Genomic DNA, 16,528 nt, shown 5'->3' with positions numbered 1-16,528 from the left:
GTGGAATCTCTTTGTATAAGGATGCTTGGGATTAACCCGGCTCCAGGTATAACGCAACATCCAGGTATCCCACTCTGTTATTTTGGGAGAAGTTCCGGCCCACATAATAGTTGGCACAGGAAAACCACCCCTAGGCTCACGCTCCTACTCTATGGATATCAATGCCGACTCAGCCAGTGAAGCCAGTAGCTTCGCTGTTCCGGGCAACGCACGTTCGTCCAAATCAAAGGCAGGATGATGCCATTCCTGGCTTCCCTCAGTGCCGACAAAGACAAATACACCAGGAATGTTCTTCTGATAAAACCCAAAATCCTCGCTCGCCGAGGATGGTATGGGACGAACGACGTCCAGACCGACCAATTCTGCCGCCTCCTCCGCGATGACGGCCAACTTACCGTCGTTCAGCACAGGCGGCGGGCCCTCGATCCAGCGGATGGTCGCTTTCGTGCCGAAAGCATCGGCAACGCCTTTTACGACCTGTTCGAAGCGCTCAGTCACCTGGGCGCGAACATTCTCGTCAAATGTGCGAATGGTTCCGTCCAAATGGGCGCGGTCTGGAATGATGTTCCAGGCGTTTCCACTGTGCAGCTTCGTGACGCTAATGACCGCGCTATCCAGCGGATTAACGCTCCGACTCACAATGGATTGCAGCGCCGTAATGATATGTGACGATACCACGATGGGGTCAATCCCTGCATGTGGCACTGCCGCATGTGTGCTCAGACCCTCCACCTCGATGTAAAAACCATCTGCCGCTGCCATTAGCGGACCTTCTTTGATGCCGACCGTGCCTACGGGCAGGTCCGGCTTGTTATGCAGGCCAAATATGGCCTGCACCCCTGTCAGCGCACCGCTGTCCAGCACTTGGGCAGCGCCTTTGGCCTTTTCTTCGGCTGGCTGGAACACCAGCCGAACCGTGCCTTTCAGCTCCTGCTCCCGCTGCTTCAGCAGTATGGCTGCTCCTAACAAGGCCGCGGTATGAAAATCATGCCCACAAGCATGCATCTTGCCCGGATGCACCGAACCATAAGGCAATCCCGTCTCCTCCTGAATAGGCAACGCATCAATGTCTGCACGAAGCGCGACAGTTGGTCCCTCCTGCCGTCCTCCAATTTCCGCTACTAATCCGGTACGCAGCGGCACATCCAGAATCGTTATGTTCTGTTCTTCCAACAGACGTCGGATAAAGGCGGTAGTTTCAACCTCCTCGTTAGATAGCTCGGGATTTCGATGCAGATGGCGGCGAATATCCACCAGCTGCTGCTCCAAAACCTGCTCCTTCGTCCCGGTTGATCCACTCATCTCTATTCCTCCTTCGTGAACCCAAAATAGTTACAATTCTCTCAGACCAACAATTTCTAGGACTGCACAGGCAATCCGGCAAAAGCTTCATGCAACAACTCGAACGAGCGCACGCGCTTGTGTATATCTCTTATTCCTGTCGTAACGATCAGCTCATCGACCTGATACTTCGCTTGAATTTCCGTCAGCGCAGCATAGATTTCGTCTTTATTCCCTTTGTTAATTTGCGCTTGTGTAGCTTCAATTGTATATTCTTCACCCGATTGCTTGCCAAACTCTTCTGCACTTTCCAACGTACCCACCGTAGCCGTCTTTCCACTGGCCAGATGAATTTTGTACAGCTTGTGCTCACCTGCTAACTCTGCAGCTTCCTCGGAAGTGTCCGCTACGATGACTGAAAGCGCAAAAAGAGCTTTCGGCACACGTCCATAACTATAATCGAAAGACGCCCGATACGTACGGAATGAGTCCAATGCAACCTGCTCATTACTATTGATAAATTGCGAGAAAACGTAGGGCAATCCCAAACGCGCAGCAATTCCAGCACTGTCTGTACTTGTACCCAAAACGTAAACATCCGCTGGTATTTCTGGAATCGGATTCGCCTGTAATCCGGCTAACGGTCCTTCTTCAGACGGAATATTATGAATATAGCGACTTACTTCATCAATTTTTTCTTCGAGAGAAGGCGCATCATGAACGTTTCGTTGTAACGCCTGTGTGGATTTCGGCAACCCGCCCGGTGCACGTCCGATTCCCAAATCTACGCGACCCGGTGCAAGAGAGGAGAGCACATTAAAGTTTTCAGCTACTTTATAAGGGCTGTAATGCTGAAGCATCACTCCACCAGAACCGACTTTAATACGCTCAGTGCGTGCCAGCAAGTGGGAAATGAGTACCTCTGGCGAAGAGCCTGCAACCTGCTCGGAATCGTGATGCTCTGATACCCAAAAGCGCGTAAATCCCAATTCCTCTACACGCTGTGCTAGCTTAATCGTATTACGAAGAGCCTGCGCTGCCGTTTCCCCCTCGTGTATAGGGCTTTGATCTAATACTCCGATTTTAATACTCATGTCTCCCTCTCCCGTCTAAATTGAATAGTTATATTCCGGTGTAATCCGTTCAGAAATTGTTGGGTACGTTCCTCTTTGGGGTGGTTAAAAATGTCTTCCGGTGTGCCTTCCTCGATAATATGACCGCCATCCATAAATACCACATGATTTGAAACATCGCGCGCAAAGCCCATTTCATGTGTAACGACAATCATCGTAATGCCTTCCTTCGCAATCTTGCGGATCACCGACAGCACCTCACCTACCAACTCAGGGTCCAGCGCCGAAGTCGGCTCATCAAACAAAATCACTTCCGGGTTCAGCGCCAAAGCACGCGCTATGCCGACACGCTGCTGCTGTCCGCCGGATAGCTGGCTTGGATAATGATTCAGCTTTTCACCCAGACCGACCTTTTCCAGCACTTCAATGCTGATTTTTTTCGCTTCCTCCTGCTTGACCTTGCGGACAACGACAAGTCCTTCCATGACATTTTCTATTGCTGTTTTATGCTTGAACAAATTGTATTGCTGGAAAACCATAGCCGTCTTTTGACGCAAAGCCAATACATCCTTCTTCGCAGGTCGCTTGCAGTTCACTGTAAAATCGCCAATGCTGACTTCCCCATCATTCGGCTTTTCCAGATAATTAATGGAGCGTAGCAGAGTCGTTTTTCCTGAACCGCTCGGGCCTAAAATAACGACGACCTCGCCTTTGTTTACGGTCAAATCAATGCCTTTGAGCACTTCATGTTTGCCGAACGACTTCGTAATATTTTGCAGACGGATCATGATGCTCGACCTCCATTAAACACATTGATTTTTTTCTCCACCAAGCCGGATATTCGCTCAATCAATACCGTCAAGGCCCAAAATAGCAGTGCAGCTGCGATATATACCTCCAAATATTTCCAGTTGGTGGATGCCAGAATTTCAGCCTGTGCCTGGATTTCTGTAACCGAAACCGTGAAGGCCAAGGTAGAGCCATGAAGCATCCCAATAACGGAATTCGTCAGATTTGGCAAACTCACCACGAACGCTTGCGGAAATACAATCCGTCTCAGCACTTGCCACGTCGTCATACCGACGGCATAAGCTGCCTCGATTTGTCCCTTGTTGACCGATTGAATTCCAGAACGGACGACCTCAGACATATACGCGCCACTGGTAATGGAAAACGAAATGAGTGCAAATACCATATAAGGAACATCTTTGGATTGCAGCGGCCAGCCGAAATGCTTCGCTCCCGCATCAATCAACAAAGGCAAACTGAAATAAATAAGCAGCAAATGCATCAGCATCGGTGTGCCACGGATAAAGGTAACGTAACCGTGAGAAATCTGGGACAACACAGGAACCTTATAGATTCGCGCCAGCGCCGTTATAATACCGATGACCAACCCTGCCAGTACGGAAACCACCGTAATAATTAAGGTGTTGGGCAACGCAGAGAACAACCCTAAAAAGGCAGTATATATAAATCCAAAACCCAGACTCATATGCCTTTACCTCCTTTACTAAGACGGGGACTTCTCAGGTAACGCACCACAAAACTTTTTCGTTTTTCGGGTTCTTTATGCACTGCGTCCCGATGCTCATGCCGGAGAAGCGTATTTTCCAGTACCTTGAACAATTTTTGTAAAATCAGACTGATCACCAGATAGATAAGGGATAACGCGATATAGGTTTCAACAAAATGCTGAGTAGCCGACCCTAATGTCTGTGATTTCCCTGTCATCTCCATCGCTCCGATCGTAAATGCCAGCGAAGTATCCTTCAGATTGCCAATCACCAGATTGGAAAATACCGGAACCACGACAGCCAGCGCTTGCGGCATAATGATACGTGTAAAGGTCTGATAGCCTGACATGCCGACGGACTGTGCAGCCTCGATTTGTCCCCGATCTACAGCCTCTACTCCTGACCTGATAATTTCGGAAATAAAGGCTCCACTATTGAGCGCGTAGGTTGCTACGGCAAACCACAGCACATCCCATCTGGAGGAATTGATATCCACCAGCTTTAGTAGCTCTGGCAGGCCGTAATACACCAGAAACAATTGGATTAGAATAGGTGTTCCGCGAAAAAAGGAAACATACACTTGAGAAACACGTTTAAAAAATGGAATGTTATACATGCGAGGCAGCGCAACCAACAGACCAATGAAAAGCCCCAATACAAGCGAGCTTGCCACAATAAACAAGGTGATGTGTAAGTAAGACAGCATTTTCGGGATAAAGCTAAAAACATAGTCAATATTGAACTCTCTGCTCATATGCCTGCCTCCTTTCTATACATCAGCGGCCAGAATACATAGAGTACCCTGACCGCTGAAATGTCCAAGTCTATCCTTACTTCTTACTGCTGCTACCTTCTTTTTTCACATCTTCCAGAGACTTAGTGAAATCCTCTCCAAGCCATTTAATGCTCAGCTTCGACAGCGTACCGTCGTCCTTCACTTCCTGAATGGCTTTGTCGAGGTCATCCGCCAACCCTTGCTCATTTTTGTTCAGTACATACAGTACATCCGATTGAGTCAAAGGATCACCAACGGTTTTCAGAGCTACTTCTCCTTTTTCATCGGTGTTAAAACGGTTCGCAAAGTCTGTCGTAACGGTAGCATCTATACGGCCGCTCGTAATTTGTTGCACCGTATCATTGGCTGCACCACTCGTATAAACGATATTTAGGGCATCTCCGTGGGTTTTGTTATACTCTTTCAACACATACGCCGCATTGCTGGTTGGGCTGGTGAGTACCTTTTTCCCTTTCAAATCATCAATGGAGTGAATGGTATTGTTATCCTTCGCTACAGCGACTCTGTTCAGAAAAATGCTATACGGATTTTTGTTGAACAGATACTTGGCTTCACGCTCCGGGTTTTTTTCCATTTGATGCGATACCAGATCAATTTTGCCGGCATCGAGACTTAGCAGCAAATTTCCAAAGTCCATCGTTTTGAATTCAAATTCGTATTGAGGCAGGCGCTTGTCCAGTTCCTTAATCAGCTCCACATCAAAGCCTGTTAAATTTCCGTTTTCGTCAATAAAGCATACATTTTTGAATTGAGTACCTGTGCCTACGATAATTTTCTTCACGTCTCCGCTTGAACCTGACGCGCTAGACGCGTTATCTGAGCAGCCGCAGCCTGCCAGCACCAGGATGATTGCCATAACAGACAATATTGCAAACCACTTTTTCATATGAATCCCCCTCATCTCTTTGTATATCAGCAGTTTGCGACATACATGGTAGCTACAACATCCAATAATTAATAATTCCTATAAGTTTAATTGGTTTTAGGGTGTGATTAATTTAACACCTGGAAACCTATACGTCAATCCACCAAGCTATAGAACTTTTCTATAACAAAACAGTACTCCGGAAACCTTCTGTCAGTGCATCTGCAAAATCCGAGGTCACTGCACAGTCTTCTTTGGTCGCTATTATGCTAATCTGCATCGACACCCGAGCCACCTCTGGAACATGGATACGGAACAGTTTCTGATCTTTCACTTCACGGTTCACACAGACATCCGGCAAAAAGGCAATCCCCACTTCTTCCAATACCAGCTTTTTGGCCGTGACCACATTGTCTACCTGAAAAGCAATGTCCGGTGGCTGCTCCAGTGACTCAAAAGCGCGATGAATTCTCATCCAATCTAGTGACCCACATTCGAAAAACACCAGTGTTTCACGCTGAATATCCTGTATGCTGGCCTTTCCTGTCTTCATAAACGGATGGCCGTCGTATACATACAGGGAAATTGGATCTTCATAAAAGGCGAGCGTACGAATAGCCGGATGCATCACTTTACGGACAAAGCTAATGTCTACCTCACGGTTCAACAGCTTATGTAGCAGTTGATCCGTCGTAGCCGTCACAATTTTGTAGTTAACTTCTGGATAACGGACACGAAGCTGCTTTAATATTTCAGGAATGATGTAGTTCGACACCGATATCGTACAGCCAATTCGAATTTGCTGAGGGGCTTTCTTGCGCTGTTGAAGCTTCTGCTTCCCTTTTTGCAGCACTTGGAGCATCTGCTCCGCATAAGGAAGAAACTTTCGTCCATCCTCCGTCAGAATCGTTTGTTTGCTTTGGCGGTCGAATAACTTGCACTCAAGCTCACGTTCAAGCGTCTGAATCCGGGCTGTGACTGAGGGCTGTGACAAGAGTAACGCTTCTGCTGCCTTGTTAAAGCTCCCATAATGATTCACGTATACAAAGGCTTCCATATTCTCAATATTCATACGCAAGTCCCCCAGCAAGTTTTATATACATTTATCCAATGAGTTAACTTGGTTTTTTGTATCATAAAACTCACTGAACGACCTGTCAATGGACATATTGAAAATATCTATAATTTTAATAGCTCATTTAGTTCTTTAACAGAACGTTCCAACCGTACAACCAATTCTTCGGACAACCCGTATGCTCCATCTGGCAGACGCTCGACCCACTGATCCACTGCGTACACCCCGCCAAGAATATGTCTTCCGCCCAGTGCATTAATAACCGGCTTCAACGCATAGTCAATGACCAGCAGGTGAGCCAGTGTACCTCCGATAAATAAAGGCAGGACAGGTTTCCCTCTTAGCCCCTCCTGCGGAACCAAATCCAGAAATATTTTCAAAAGTCCTGAATAGGACGCCTTATAGACTGGAGAAGCCACAATAACGGCATCCGCTGCTGCAATCAATGCAAGTGATGCTGTGACGTCGGGGCTGTTAAAGTTAGCTGTGACCAGATCCTCCGCTGGCAAGTCGACCACATTCAGTAATGTGACCTCCGCTCCAGCCTGCTGCAACTGCTCCGTTGTATAGTTAATCAAGCCGTATAAACGGGATTGTGTAGACGGACTGCCTGATAGGATGACAACTTTGGACATATTTCTTCCTCCCTCTGTTATGCGTCAACCTTCACTTTGGATCTGGCTGCTGTATAGCGGTTCTCAGGAATAGGCACGCCTAGGTTTTCACGCAGTGTGCTAAATTCATAATCCTGACGGTAAATACCGCGTTCCTGCAAAATAGGCACAACCAGATTTACAAAGTCATGCAGACTCGATGGCACATCAGAACCAATAATGAATCCGTCTGCTCCTTTTCTTTCGAACCACTCCTGCACTCGATCCGCTACCTGCTCAGCGGTTCCGATAAAAGAGGTTCTCGGCGTAGCTGAACGTAGCGCAACCTCGCGTAGGGTCAAATTTTGTTCCTTGGCTACTCGTTTGATTTTATCTGTACCACTGCGGAACGCATTGCTGCCAATACCATCAAGCTCAGGGAATGGCTCATCCAGCGGATATTGTGAGAAATCATGATGATCGAAGAAACGTCCCAAATATTTTAACGCAGCCTCAATCGTCACCAGATTCGTGATCTCTTCATACTTACGTTCCGCTTCCTCCGTTGTATTGCCAATAATCGGCGATATGCCCGGCAAAATGACAATATCCTCTTCGGATCTACCATAGCGTACCCCACGTTCTTTCACATCACGATAAAACTGCTGCGCTTCCTCTAACGTTTCATGTCCTGTAAATACAGCATCCGCTTCCTTGGCGGCCAGGTTTTTGCCATCCTCCGAGGAACCTGCCTGGAAAATAACTGGCTGTCCCTGCTTGGATCGTCCAATGTTCAGCGGACCCTGCACAGAGAAAAACTCACCTTTATGGTTCAATGTATGCAGCTTTTCAGGATCAAAAAATACTCCAGCTTCCTTATCACGAACGAACGCATCCGCTTCCCACGAGTCCCACAGTCCTTTGGTAACCTGTAAATATTCCTCTGCAATTTTATAGCGCTGCGGATGCGACGGGTGCTCGCCTTTGCTAAAGTTAAGGGCAGAGCCTTCCAGCGGGGAAGTCACCACATTCCAGCCTGCACGACCTCCGCTAATATGATCAATGGAAGAAAACTGGCGTGCTACCGTGAACGGTTCGCTATAGGAAGTCGACAATGTGCCAACCAGTCCGATATGCTTCGTCACTCCAGCCAAAGCAGACAAAATCGTAATTGGCTCAAAACGGTTCAGAAAGTGAGGAATGGATTTTTCGTTAATGAACAGGCCATCTGCGATAAATACGAGGTCGAACTTTCCTTCCTCTGCCTTTTGCGCCTGCGTTTTATAAAATTCAAAGTTAACACTCGCGTCCGCAGGTACTTCAGGGTGACGCCAAGTCGTCATGCTTCCCCCAACGCCGTGAATAATCGCACCAAATTTAATTTGTTTATTCTTAGCCATAACTCTTCCACCTCTCTTGAACATGATTGTTATACCACTTGATTGTAACTTTCCAGCACTTTACCCAACTCTTCCAGATCCGGGTTGAGCAGGGCTTCATATTTGTTATCCCCGCCTACTTCGACGACAGGAACATAACGAACACCATATTTGGTTTCCAGCACGTCACGCAGCGCATCATTTCCGTCCACTTGGATATTTTCATACGGCTGATTTTGGGATTCCAGGTACGATTTGATCTCTCCACAAAAATGACAGCCGGTTTTGCTCCACAATACAACTTTAGGTTTGGACGACATATACATACCTCCGTGAGCTTAATGTTTATAATTCCGATGAATTAAATAAGGATTATATTTATAATGTATCCTGCCGACCCTTTTCCGTCAATCGCTTGTGTAATAGACATTGCTAATTCAACGATAGAAAATTTTAATCTTATATCGTATTTAATCGGTTTATTGGTAGCTCAGTTATTTAAATTTAGGGGAATTGGAGTTTAAATGTGCCTTGACGCGGATATCCTTGGAATAGTAGCGCCCTTGTGGTGAAATGAAATGGGGTTGAGTAAATGCAGGATTGGGCCGAGGTTGCTATACGCACATTAATGGCTGTCGCTATATTATTTTTAATCACCAAAATTCTTGGAAAACGTCAGGTATCCCAGCTTTCCTTGTTCGAATATATAACAGGAATCACGATAGGTAACCTGGCTGCTACCATTCCTATGGAGCGTGAATCCACCTGGTATCTAGGCCTCATAGCCTTGTCAGTATGGGTACTGACAACACTTGGCATTGAATATTTGCAAATTAAAAGCAAGAAAATCAGAGATATAACAGATGGAAGGACAACAATCCTGATCAAAGACGGCAAAATTTTAGAGGATAATCTGAGAAAGGAACGGCTCACCCTGGATGAACTCATGGAGCAGCTACGAAGCAAGAATGTATTCAAAGTATCTGATGTAGAATTTGCTCTCATGGAAACCAGTGGCGAAGTCAATGTGCTGTTAACCAAAGACAAGCAGCCTGTGACGCTTAAAGATTTGAATATGTTTCAGCTACCGGAGAAGGAACCCACAGCAGTCATTATGGATGGACAACTTATGGAGCAACAAATGGCATATATGGGGATTACTCAACAATGGCTGGATGCCAAGCTAAAGGAAAAGAGCCTGACGGTCAAAGATGTGTTTTTCGCGCAGGTGGACACGCAAGGGGAGCTATATATTGACCCATACAGTGATAATGTACAGATGTCCAAGGCACAGGATTCGAATCAAGCTGTGCTGACGCTGCTGCAGCAATGTACAACCGAGCTGCAAAAACTGGCTACGAATTCCAGCGAACAGCAAAGGAAACAGTTGTATGAGCTATGCTCACACAACTTGAAGGAAGCTATCCAGGAAATGCAGCCGGTAAATTCATCTAAGTCCTGAGCACATACGCATATGCCATAAGAGTATAAGCATGGGAGTTAAAAAGGAGCGTCCTTCAGCCGCTTATGGCTTTGAAGACGCTCCTTTTTATATTACTGTGCCGATGTACATTTCACAGTTGTTGCTGCCTTTCATTCCTTGCCGGCGCAGCGGCAGCATAACCGTAAATACCGTTCCTTCTCCCACCTTGCTGGATACAGAGATAGAGCCGGTATGCATCTCTGTTATTTTATAAGCAATGGACAGTCCCAAGCCGCTGCCTCCTGCAGTTCGGGCCCGTGACTGGTCTGCTTTATAAAACCGTTCAAAAATGCGTTGCTGATCCTGTTCGTTGATGCCCTGTCCCGTGTCCGCAATGCGGATAACCGCCTGTTCACCGTTACTTGAAAGAGAAACAGATATGCTTCCACCCTGTGGTGTAAATTTAATGGCATTGTGAAGGAGATTTACCCAAACCTGGCCCATCAGATCCTCGTCCGCGTTGATCTCAACGATATCCACCTCAACAGTCATCTCGATTTTTTTAGCCTCCCATTGCGGTTCGCAGGCGAGAATAAGCGAAATTAGCTGCTTGTCCAGCCGATAAAGGGACGGACGAAACGGATGCCGCTCCGAATCCAGAATCGCCAGCTTCATGAGATTATCGCTTAGCTTGGATAGACGAATACACTCCGTCTCGATGATCGTCAAATACCGGTCTCGCTGTTCACGATCCAGATTCTCGTCCTTGAGCGCCTTGGCGAATCCGATTATCGAGGTCAGCGGTGAGCCGATTTCATGGGATACGTTTGAAATAAACTCCTCCCGCAGCTTTTCCATAGCCTTCAGATTTGCAGCCATATCATTGATACTGTCCACCAACTGTACATAAGGATGCGGCCTCCGATGTTTTCCGTTCCTCCCGCCGAGATCCCAATCCAGATTAATGTGAAAGTCTCCTTGCGAAATACGTTTTAAAGCACCGATCATTTCGGTAAAAGCGTGCTGTTCTCTAGGCTGGAAGAAGCGCCTTACCGTCATACTGATAATACCGAAGAAGAAAAAGCCTAGCGTCGTATTCATAAGAAAGACGAACAAACCATGGGGAGCCCATGACATGTGCGAATAGATCGCCTCCATAATAAAGAACGCGGCAGTCCAGCTGAGATACAGCACCAATAACACCAGCATGAGTCTCGCAAGGATATGGAGGAATCCCGGTTCTCGTTTCATTGCCTTACCTCCAGCCGATAACCCAATCCTCGGATCGTACTGATCCGGAAGGAGTGGCTTGCCTCCGGAAACCGTTCCCGAAGGCGTTTGATATGGACATCAACCGTTCTTTCGTCTCCCTCATAATCATAACCCCAGATCTGTTCGATCAACTGGTCGCGGGTAAAGGTTTTGCCAGGATAGCTGGCCAGCTTGAAGAGCAGCTCAAATTCTTTGCGCGGCAGGGTAAACTCCTTCTTTTCAGCCCGGCATTCAAATGTATCACTCCGCAGGACAAGATCTCCGACAGTCACTGATTTGGAAGCCATGATACGATAACGTTTTAATAAAGCCTTCACGCGTGCAACAAGCACCATGGGGTCGAATGGCTTGACAAGATAGTCGTCCGTTCCGAGCGCGAAACCTTTCACGATCTGTGTCGTCTCGCCTTTAGCTGTAAGCATAAGCAACGGCAGGTCGGTTTGCTCTCTCAGCTTACGACACAACTCCCAACCATCCATTCCCGGCATCATGATATCAAGAACAAGTAAATCGACCTTGATTTGCTCAAAAATGCGCATCGCGTCCAATCCATCCACCGCCTCGACTACATCCAGACCTTCCATCCTCAAAAAGTGTCCGACCATTTCGCGAATATGCGGATCATCATCAACGACCAATACACGCGCCATTTCAATCCCCCCCCTAACTAGTTCTGCCTTAAATCTCTCATCCTCGTCAAGAAGACTGCCATCTTATGCTTTACGCATATATGCACGCACCGTAAGCGGCGCGAAGATCGCCACAATGACTGTAGCGCCAAGCAGGGAGATCGCCAGTTCCCCGCCAATCGTTCCCGTATTCGCAAGCTCCCTGACTGCGTTCACAAGATGTGAAATCGGGTTAACGTTCACAAACCACTGTAGCCAACCAGGCATTGTGTCCACAGGCACAAATGCGTTGGAAACAAAAGTGAGCGGAAACAGAACAATCATGGAGATGCCCTGTACACTGGAAGCAGTGCGGGCAATCACGCCAAAGAAGGCGAAAATCCAGCTGACTGCCCAGGAACACACGATGACCAAAAGCGCGGCGATAGCAACACTCAGCAGCCCTCCCTCTGGCCGATACCCCAAAATATACCCCATGGCGAAGGTAAGTACCGTCGCAATAGTATACCGGATACTGTCAGCCAGCAGAGCTCCAGCCAAAGGCGCAATACGTGCGATTGGGAGTGACTTGAACCTGTCGAACACTCCTTTGTCCATATCCTCACGTAGTTGGACGCCGGTAACGACGGAGGTCGAGATCACAGTCTGCACGAGGATGCCTGGAATAATAACCGGCAAATAATGCTGCACGTCTCCTGAGATGGCGCCACCAAAGATATAGGTAAACATAAGTGTGAAAATGATCGGCTGGAGCGTGACATCAAACAATTGCTCGGGAGTATGCCGGATCTTCAGAATGCCCCGGTAGGCCATCGTCATGGAATTGAAGAACGCCTGTCTGAAACTCACAGACTTCTTCAAAGTGCGATCAAAACCTGTCATAACCGTAGTGCTCTTCATGCTCTCGCCCCCTCCCCAGCATGCGCTCCTTGGGACGTCTGCTGCTCGTTTACTTGTGCCCCATGACCAGTGATGGACAAAAACACCTCGTCAAGCGTCGGCTTTTGCACACTCATTTCTGCTAGACGAATCTCTCCAGTACGGAGGGCAATCAGCAGGTCCGTTACCCGATCTGCATTGGCCATCGGAGAAATAATCTTTCCAACTTCCACTGACACGCTGGACTTGACTGAAAGCACCTGTTCAACGATCTGAACAGCTCTCTCAATGTCCTGTTGATTTTGCACTTTGAGTTGCAGAGTCGACGCCCCCACTGCCGCTTTCAGTTCATCCACCGTACCCTCAGCGACTACCCGGCCATGATCGATCACCGCGATTCGGTCAGCAAGTTGATCCGCCTCGTCGAGGTACTGGGTAGTGAGCAGTACGGTGGAACCGGTCTTGACCAGACGCCGGATCGTGTCCCACATCTTGACACGCGTGCGCGGGTCTAGTCCGGTAGTCGGCTCATCCAGGAAGATCAGCGGCGGCTTAGCGATGAGACTGGCGGCCAAGTCCAGTCGGCGGCGCATGCCTCCCGAAAAATTTTTTAACGGTCGCTTGGCTGCTTCGGCCAAGCCAAATTCCTCCAACAGCTCCGCTGCCTTATGACGCGCCTCGGCACGTCCCAGTCCAAGCAGTCTAGAGAAGATGATCAAGTTCTCAGTAGCGCTAAGCGACTCATCGACCGATGCGTATTGGCCTGTTACCCCGATCAATTGACGCACAACCTGCGGCTCCTTTACTACATCGTGCCCGAAGATACGCGCTGATCCACCATCAGGTCGCAATAACGTTGACAGCATTCGGATGGTAGTCGTCTTACCTGCTCCATTAGGGCCGAGCACACCGTAGATCGTGCCAGCATGGACATTCAAATCGACACCGTCAACCGCATGCTTATCACCAAAAGTTTTAACGAGTCCCCTTGCTTCAATGGCCAAGGTCTCTTTTTTGTCTGTATAATCCACATTCATATCCTCCCTATACGGTTTCTATAGCGAGGATAACCCACGTTTATGAACTGAATATGAATAGAAAGATATTGAACCTATTTACACTGTAAAAAAATAATCTCGTTCTACCTTGCTCACTCTTAAACCAAATGTTTTATACCACTCGGATTTCCCTTTTTCCTGCGCTACCTTGTGCAGCTCGTTATGTTTCCAATTTTTTATAGCGTCTAGAGACTCCCAATAGGAAACTGTGATGCCTACTCCATTGTGATCACGAACACTTTCCACACCTAGAAAACCAGGCTGCTCGGCAGCCAGTTCCACCATTTTGTCTCCCATCACTCCGTATCCGCCATCTCCTTCCGTACGTTCAGAAGTAAAGATAGCCGCATAATAGGGTGGCCGAGGAGTTTTAGCAATTGAGTTCATATGTTCCTCCTAAAACAAAAATATATAACCTTTCTTTCATTTGATTATAATCATAAATATTAAATAAAAAAAATGAATATATCTGATATGATACATGAATATATTTCATTAAAAATAGGAGTGAACACGAATTTGTTTAAATATAAGATTTTTCTTTGCGTAGTTGAAATGGGAAGTTTCACAAAGGCCGGGGAAGTTTTAAATCTTACACAATCGGCAATCAGCCATGCGATCTCTGGATTGGAACATGAATTAGGGTTGACTCTTCTGATCCGAGGTCGTTCAGGCATCAGATTGACCAATAACGGAGAAAGATTGATGAAGCAATTTAGAGAGATCGTACAAATGGACGAAAAGCTCTACCAAGAGGTAGCTCTAATTAAAGGATTGGAAATCGGAACCGTAAAGATCGGCACATTTTCAAGCGTCTCTATTCATTGGCTGCCCCGTATTCTAAAAAAATTCAATGAGCAGTTTCCTCTTATTGAAATAAAACTGCTCGATGGGAACTACCATGAAATTGAGAGCTGGATAATCAGTGGGGAGGCTGATTTCGGCTTTGTGAACCTCCCCACGCTAGATACATTAGAGGCGTTGCCCTTAAAAGAAGAAAGCATGCTTTGTCTACTTCCTTCCGATCATATTTTGGGAAAGCAAGCCTCCATTCGAGTAGAACAGCTCAGAGATGAGCCTTTTATTATGCCTGTTGCAGGCTGTGACACCGATGTAAGGAATATTTTTTCACAGCATAATATGTCACCTAAAATCAAATATGAATTAGAAGATGACCATGCGATTATGGCTATGGTGCAGAATGGACTAGGCGTGAGTATTCTTCCTGAAATGATCCTGTCTCACATTCCTTACGACATCTCTATTCGTCCATTGGATGAGAGGCATTCCCGTACTATCGGTATCGCTACCGCTTCCTTAAAAAATGTTTCTCCAGCAGCTAAAAAATGTATGGACTTTATTAATGAATGGATCAACTAGCTTCATCATGTCGGCCAAGGAAGCGGATTTTCAAAACTGGACCAGTCCATATCCATTTCATTATCGTTCAGCAGACATTCATCTAGCTCTTCTTCCAAGTCCGGTCGATTCATTCCGATACCGATCATGACGATTTCGTTCATGCGATCGCCCCATTGTTCATCCCATTGGTCCAGAGCCTCAGGGTCAGCTGCAACGATCTCCTGCCGTTCTTCTTCGGATAATGCAGCAAGCCAGCTTCCCGCAGGGCCAAATTGAATAGATGGTCCTGCCTGACTAATACTCGCTGCCCAATCCTGCGGGGTTGCAATCCAGGCCAAACCTTTGGCGCGAACGACTTCCTGCGGCCAGTAGTTCATAAATTCAGCCAATCTCGCAGGATGAAATGGTCTTCTACGGCGATATACAAAGGAATTGATCCCATATTCGTCCGTTTCCGGTGTATGGCTTTCAAGCTCCAGCTCCCGAATCCATCCAGCGGATTGACTAGCCTTGTCAAAATTGAACAGCCCTGTATTCAAAATGTCCGAAGGAGCGACCTTTCCCTTGGAAGTACGAATGATTCGGGCTTCAGGCTGTAATCTCCGCAGCACACCCTCCAGCTTATCCAGCTCAGCAGACTGAACCAGATCGCACTTATTCAGAATCAATACATCACAGGTTTCAATCTGGTCTATGAGCAAGTCCGAGATATCACGCGTGTCGTCTTCACCAGTAGCCTGCCTGCGATCCAGTAACGTTTCTCCTGATTCAAAATCATGCCAGAAACGGTTCGCATCGACTACGGTCACCATGCAATCCAGTTTTGCCAGCGATGCCAAATCAATGCCAGTTCCTTCATCGGCGTACGTAAAGGTTTGAGCGATTGGCACAGGTTCACTGATGCCTGTAGATTCGATTAAAATATAATCAAACTCGCCTTGTTCCGTCAGCTTCTTGACCTCCACCAATAAATCTTCACGCAATGTACAGCAAATACAACCATTAGACAACTGGACCAGTTTTTCTTCTGTTCTGGACAAGCCGCCCTCTTTTTTAACCAGCTCGGCATCTATATTCACTTCACTCATGTCATTGACGATGACTGCCACTTTCATTCCGTCCCGATTGTTTAATACATGATTCAATATCGTTGTTTTTCCTGCACCCAAATATCCGCTCAACACTGTTACCGGTATTGGTTTCTTATTCATCGCTGGTACCCTCCTTTGAATATTAGCTTTCTCTTCTATAAATCGTAATAATTACTATTAATATCAACTTTCAGTAATATACAGCATCCCTTTTGCCTTGTCAACTGTGAAGAAA

Annotated in this window: 17 protein-coding genes and 1 pseudogene; 2 read left to right on the top strand and 16 right to left on the bottom strand. The window is 46.9% G+C overall.

Annotation, left to right across the window (positions count from 1 at the left end):
* Positions 1–144: 144 nt before the first annotated feature.
* From MKY16_RS11060 to MKY16_RS11015, 10 genes and pseudogenes are all read right to left on the bottom strand, one after another.
* On the bottom strand, positions 145–1,302 hold the full coding sequence (locus MKY16_RS11060) for an amidohydrolase (RefSeq protein WP_340955317.1): 1,158 nt from the start codon (positions 1,300–1,302) through the stop codon (positions 145–147).
* Between the two features lie 56 nt (positions 1,303–1,358).
* Positions 1,359–2,375: an LLM class flavin-dependent oxidoreductase gene (locus MKY16_RS11055; RefSeq protein WP_340955316.1), complete on the bottom strand. Its 1,017-nt coding sequence runs from the start codon at positions 2,373–2,375 to the stop codon at positions 1,359–1,361.
* Positions 2,376–2,390: 15 nt separating this feature from the next.
* A pseudogene (locus MKY16_RS11050) lies at positions 2,391–3,142 on the bottom strand (amino acid ABC transporter ATP-binding protein).
* Complete coding sequence (locus MKY16_RS11045; RefSeq protein ID WP_340955312.1) at positions 3,139–3,849, bottom strand: amino acid ABC transporter permease; 711 nt, start codon at positions 3,847–3,849, stop codon at positions 3,139–3,141. Before MKY16_RS11045 ends, MKY16_RS11050 begins: the two are co-directional and overlap by 4 nt.
* Entirely contained in the window at positions 3,846–4,625 is a 780-nt protein-coding gene (locus MKY16_RS11040; protein WP_340955310.1) for an amino acid ABC transporter permease, read from the bottom strand. Before MKY16_RS11040 ends, MKY16_RS11045 begins: the two co-directional genes overlap by 4 nt.
* Before the next feature lie 76 nt (positions 4,626–4,701).
* Positions 4,702–5,553: a transporter substrate-binding domain-containing protein gene (locus MKY16_RS11035; RefSeq protein ID WP_340955309.1), complete on the bottom strand. Its 852-nt coding sequence runs from the start codon at positions 5,551–5,553 to the stop codon at positions 4,702–4,704.
* A gap of 160 nt (positions 5,554–5,713) precedes the next feature.
* Positions 5,714–6,604: a LysR family transcriptional regulator gene (locus MKY16_RS11030; protein ID WP_340955308.1), complete on the bottom strand. Its 891-nt coding sequence runs from the start codon at positions 6,602–6,604 to the stop codon at positions 5,714–5,716.
* Positions 6,605–6,711: 107 nt separating this feature from the next.
* Entirely contained in the window at positions 6,712–7,242 is a 531-nt protein-coding gene (gene ssuE / locus MKY16_RS11025; protein ID WP_340955307.1) for an NADPH-dependent FMN reductase, read from the bottom strand.
* A 17-nt stretch (positions 7,243–7,259) separates the two neighbouring features.
* Positions 7,260–8,600: an LLM class flavin-dependent oxidoreductase gene (locus tag MKY16_RS11020; protein WP_340955306.1), complete on the bottom strand. Its 1,341-nt coding sequence runs from the start codon at positions 8,598–8,600 to the stop codon at positions 7,260–7,262.
* Between the two features lie 29 nt (positions 8,601–8,629).
* On the bottom strand, positions 8,630–8,899 hold the full coding sequence (locus MKY16_RS11015) for a glutaredoxin family protein (protein WP_029519113.1): 270 nt from the start codon (positions 8,897–8,899) through the stop codon (positions 8,630–8,632).
* 272 nt (positions 8,900–9,171) lie between these two features.
* Between MKY16_RS11015 and MKY16_RS11010 the strand changes: the two genes are divergently transcribed.
* The gene (locus MKY16_RS11010; RefSeq protein ID WP_069010217.1) at positions 9,172–10,041 is read left to right on the top strand and encodes a DUF421 domain-containing protein; all 870 of its coding nucleotides are present in this window, start codon (positions 9,172–9,174) and stop codon (positions 10,039–10,041) included.
* Between the two features lie 87 nt (positions 10,042–10,128).
* Here MKY16_RS11010 and MKY16_RS11005 read toward each other — a convergent pair whose 3' ends face one another.
* The 5 genes from MKY16_RS11005 to MKY16_RS10985 all read right to left on the bottom strand — a co-directional run bounded on the left by MKY16_RS11005 (position 10,129) and on the right by MKY16_RS10985 (position 14,227).
* Positions 10,129–11,253 carry a sensor histidine kinase gene (locus MKY16_RS11005; RefSeq protein WP_340955305.1) on the bottom strand — a complete coding sequence of 375 codons (1,125 nt, stop codon included), beginning with the start codon at positions 11,251–11,253 and terminating at the stop codon, positions 10,129–10,131.
* Entirely contained in the window at positions 11,250–11,924 is a 675-nt protein-coding gene (locus MKY16_RS11000; protein WP_340955304.1) for a response regulator transcription factor, read from the bottom strand. The genes MKY16_RS11005 and MKY16_RS11000 overlap by 4 nt, the downstream gene beginning before the upstream one ends.
* Before the next feature lie 63 nt (positions 11,925–11,987).
* A complete protein-coding gene (locus MKY16_RS10995; RefSeq protein WP_029519108.1) occupies positions 11,988–12,803 on the bottom strand; it encodes an ABC transporter permease in 816 nt (271 codons plus the stop codon).
* A complete protein-coding gene (locus MKY16_RS10990) occupies positions 12,800–13,819 on the bottom strand; it encodes an ATP-binding cassette domain-containing protein (protein WP_165147309.1) in 1,020 nt (339 codons plus the stop codon). The genes MKY16_RS10995 and MKY16_RS10990 overlap by 4 nt, the downstream gene beginning before the upstream one ends.
* A 78-nt stretch (positions 13,820–13,897) precedes the next feature.
* Complete coding sequence (locus tag MKY16_RS10985) at positions 13,898–14,227, bottom strand: antibiotic biosynthesis monooxygenase family protein (RefSeq protein WP_013310063.1); 330 nt, start codon at positions 14,225–14,227, stop codon at positions 13,898–13,900.
* Positions 14,228–14,314: 87 nt separating this feature from the next.
* Here MKY16_RS10985 and MKY16_RS10980 point away from each other — a divergent pair, with 87 nt between their 5' ends.
* On the top strand, positions 14,315–15,220 hold the full coding sequence (locus MKY16_RS10980) for a LysR family transcriptional regulator (RefSeq protein ID WP_340955303.1): 906 nt from the start codon (positions 14,315–14,317) through the stop codon (positions 15,218–15,220).
* 5 nt (positions 15,221–15,225) lie between these two features.
* Here MKY16_RS10980 and MKY16_RS10975 read toward each other — a convergent pair whose 3' ends face one another.
* Positions 15,226–16,413, bottom strand: a complete 1,188-nt coding sequence (locus tag MKY16_RS10975; protein ID WP_340955302.1) for a GTP-binding protein — start codon at positions 16,411–16,413, stop codon at positions 15,226–15,228.
* Positions 16,414–16,528: the final 115 nt, after the last annotated feature.

Source organism: Paenibacillus sp. FSL L8-0641 (assembly GCF_038006265.1).
Lineage (GTDB): Bacteria > Bacillota > Bacilli > Paenibacillales > Paenibacillaceae > Paenibacillus > Paenibacillus polymyxa_D.
The sequence above is the reverse complement of the archived record's forward strand: the minus strand, read 5'-3'. Positions and strand labels throughout refer to the sequence as shown.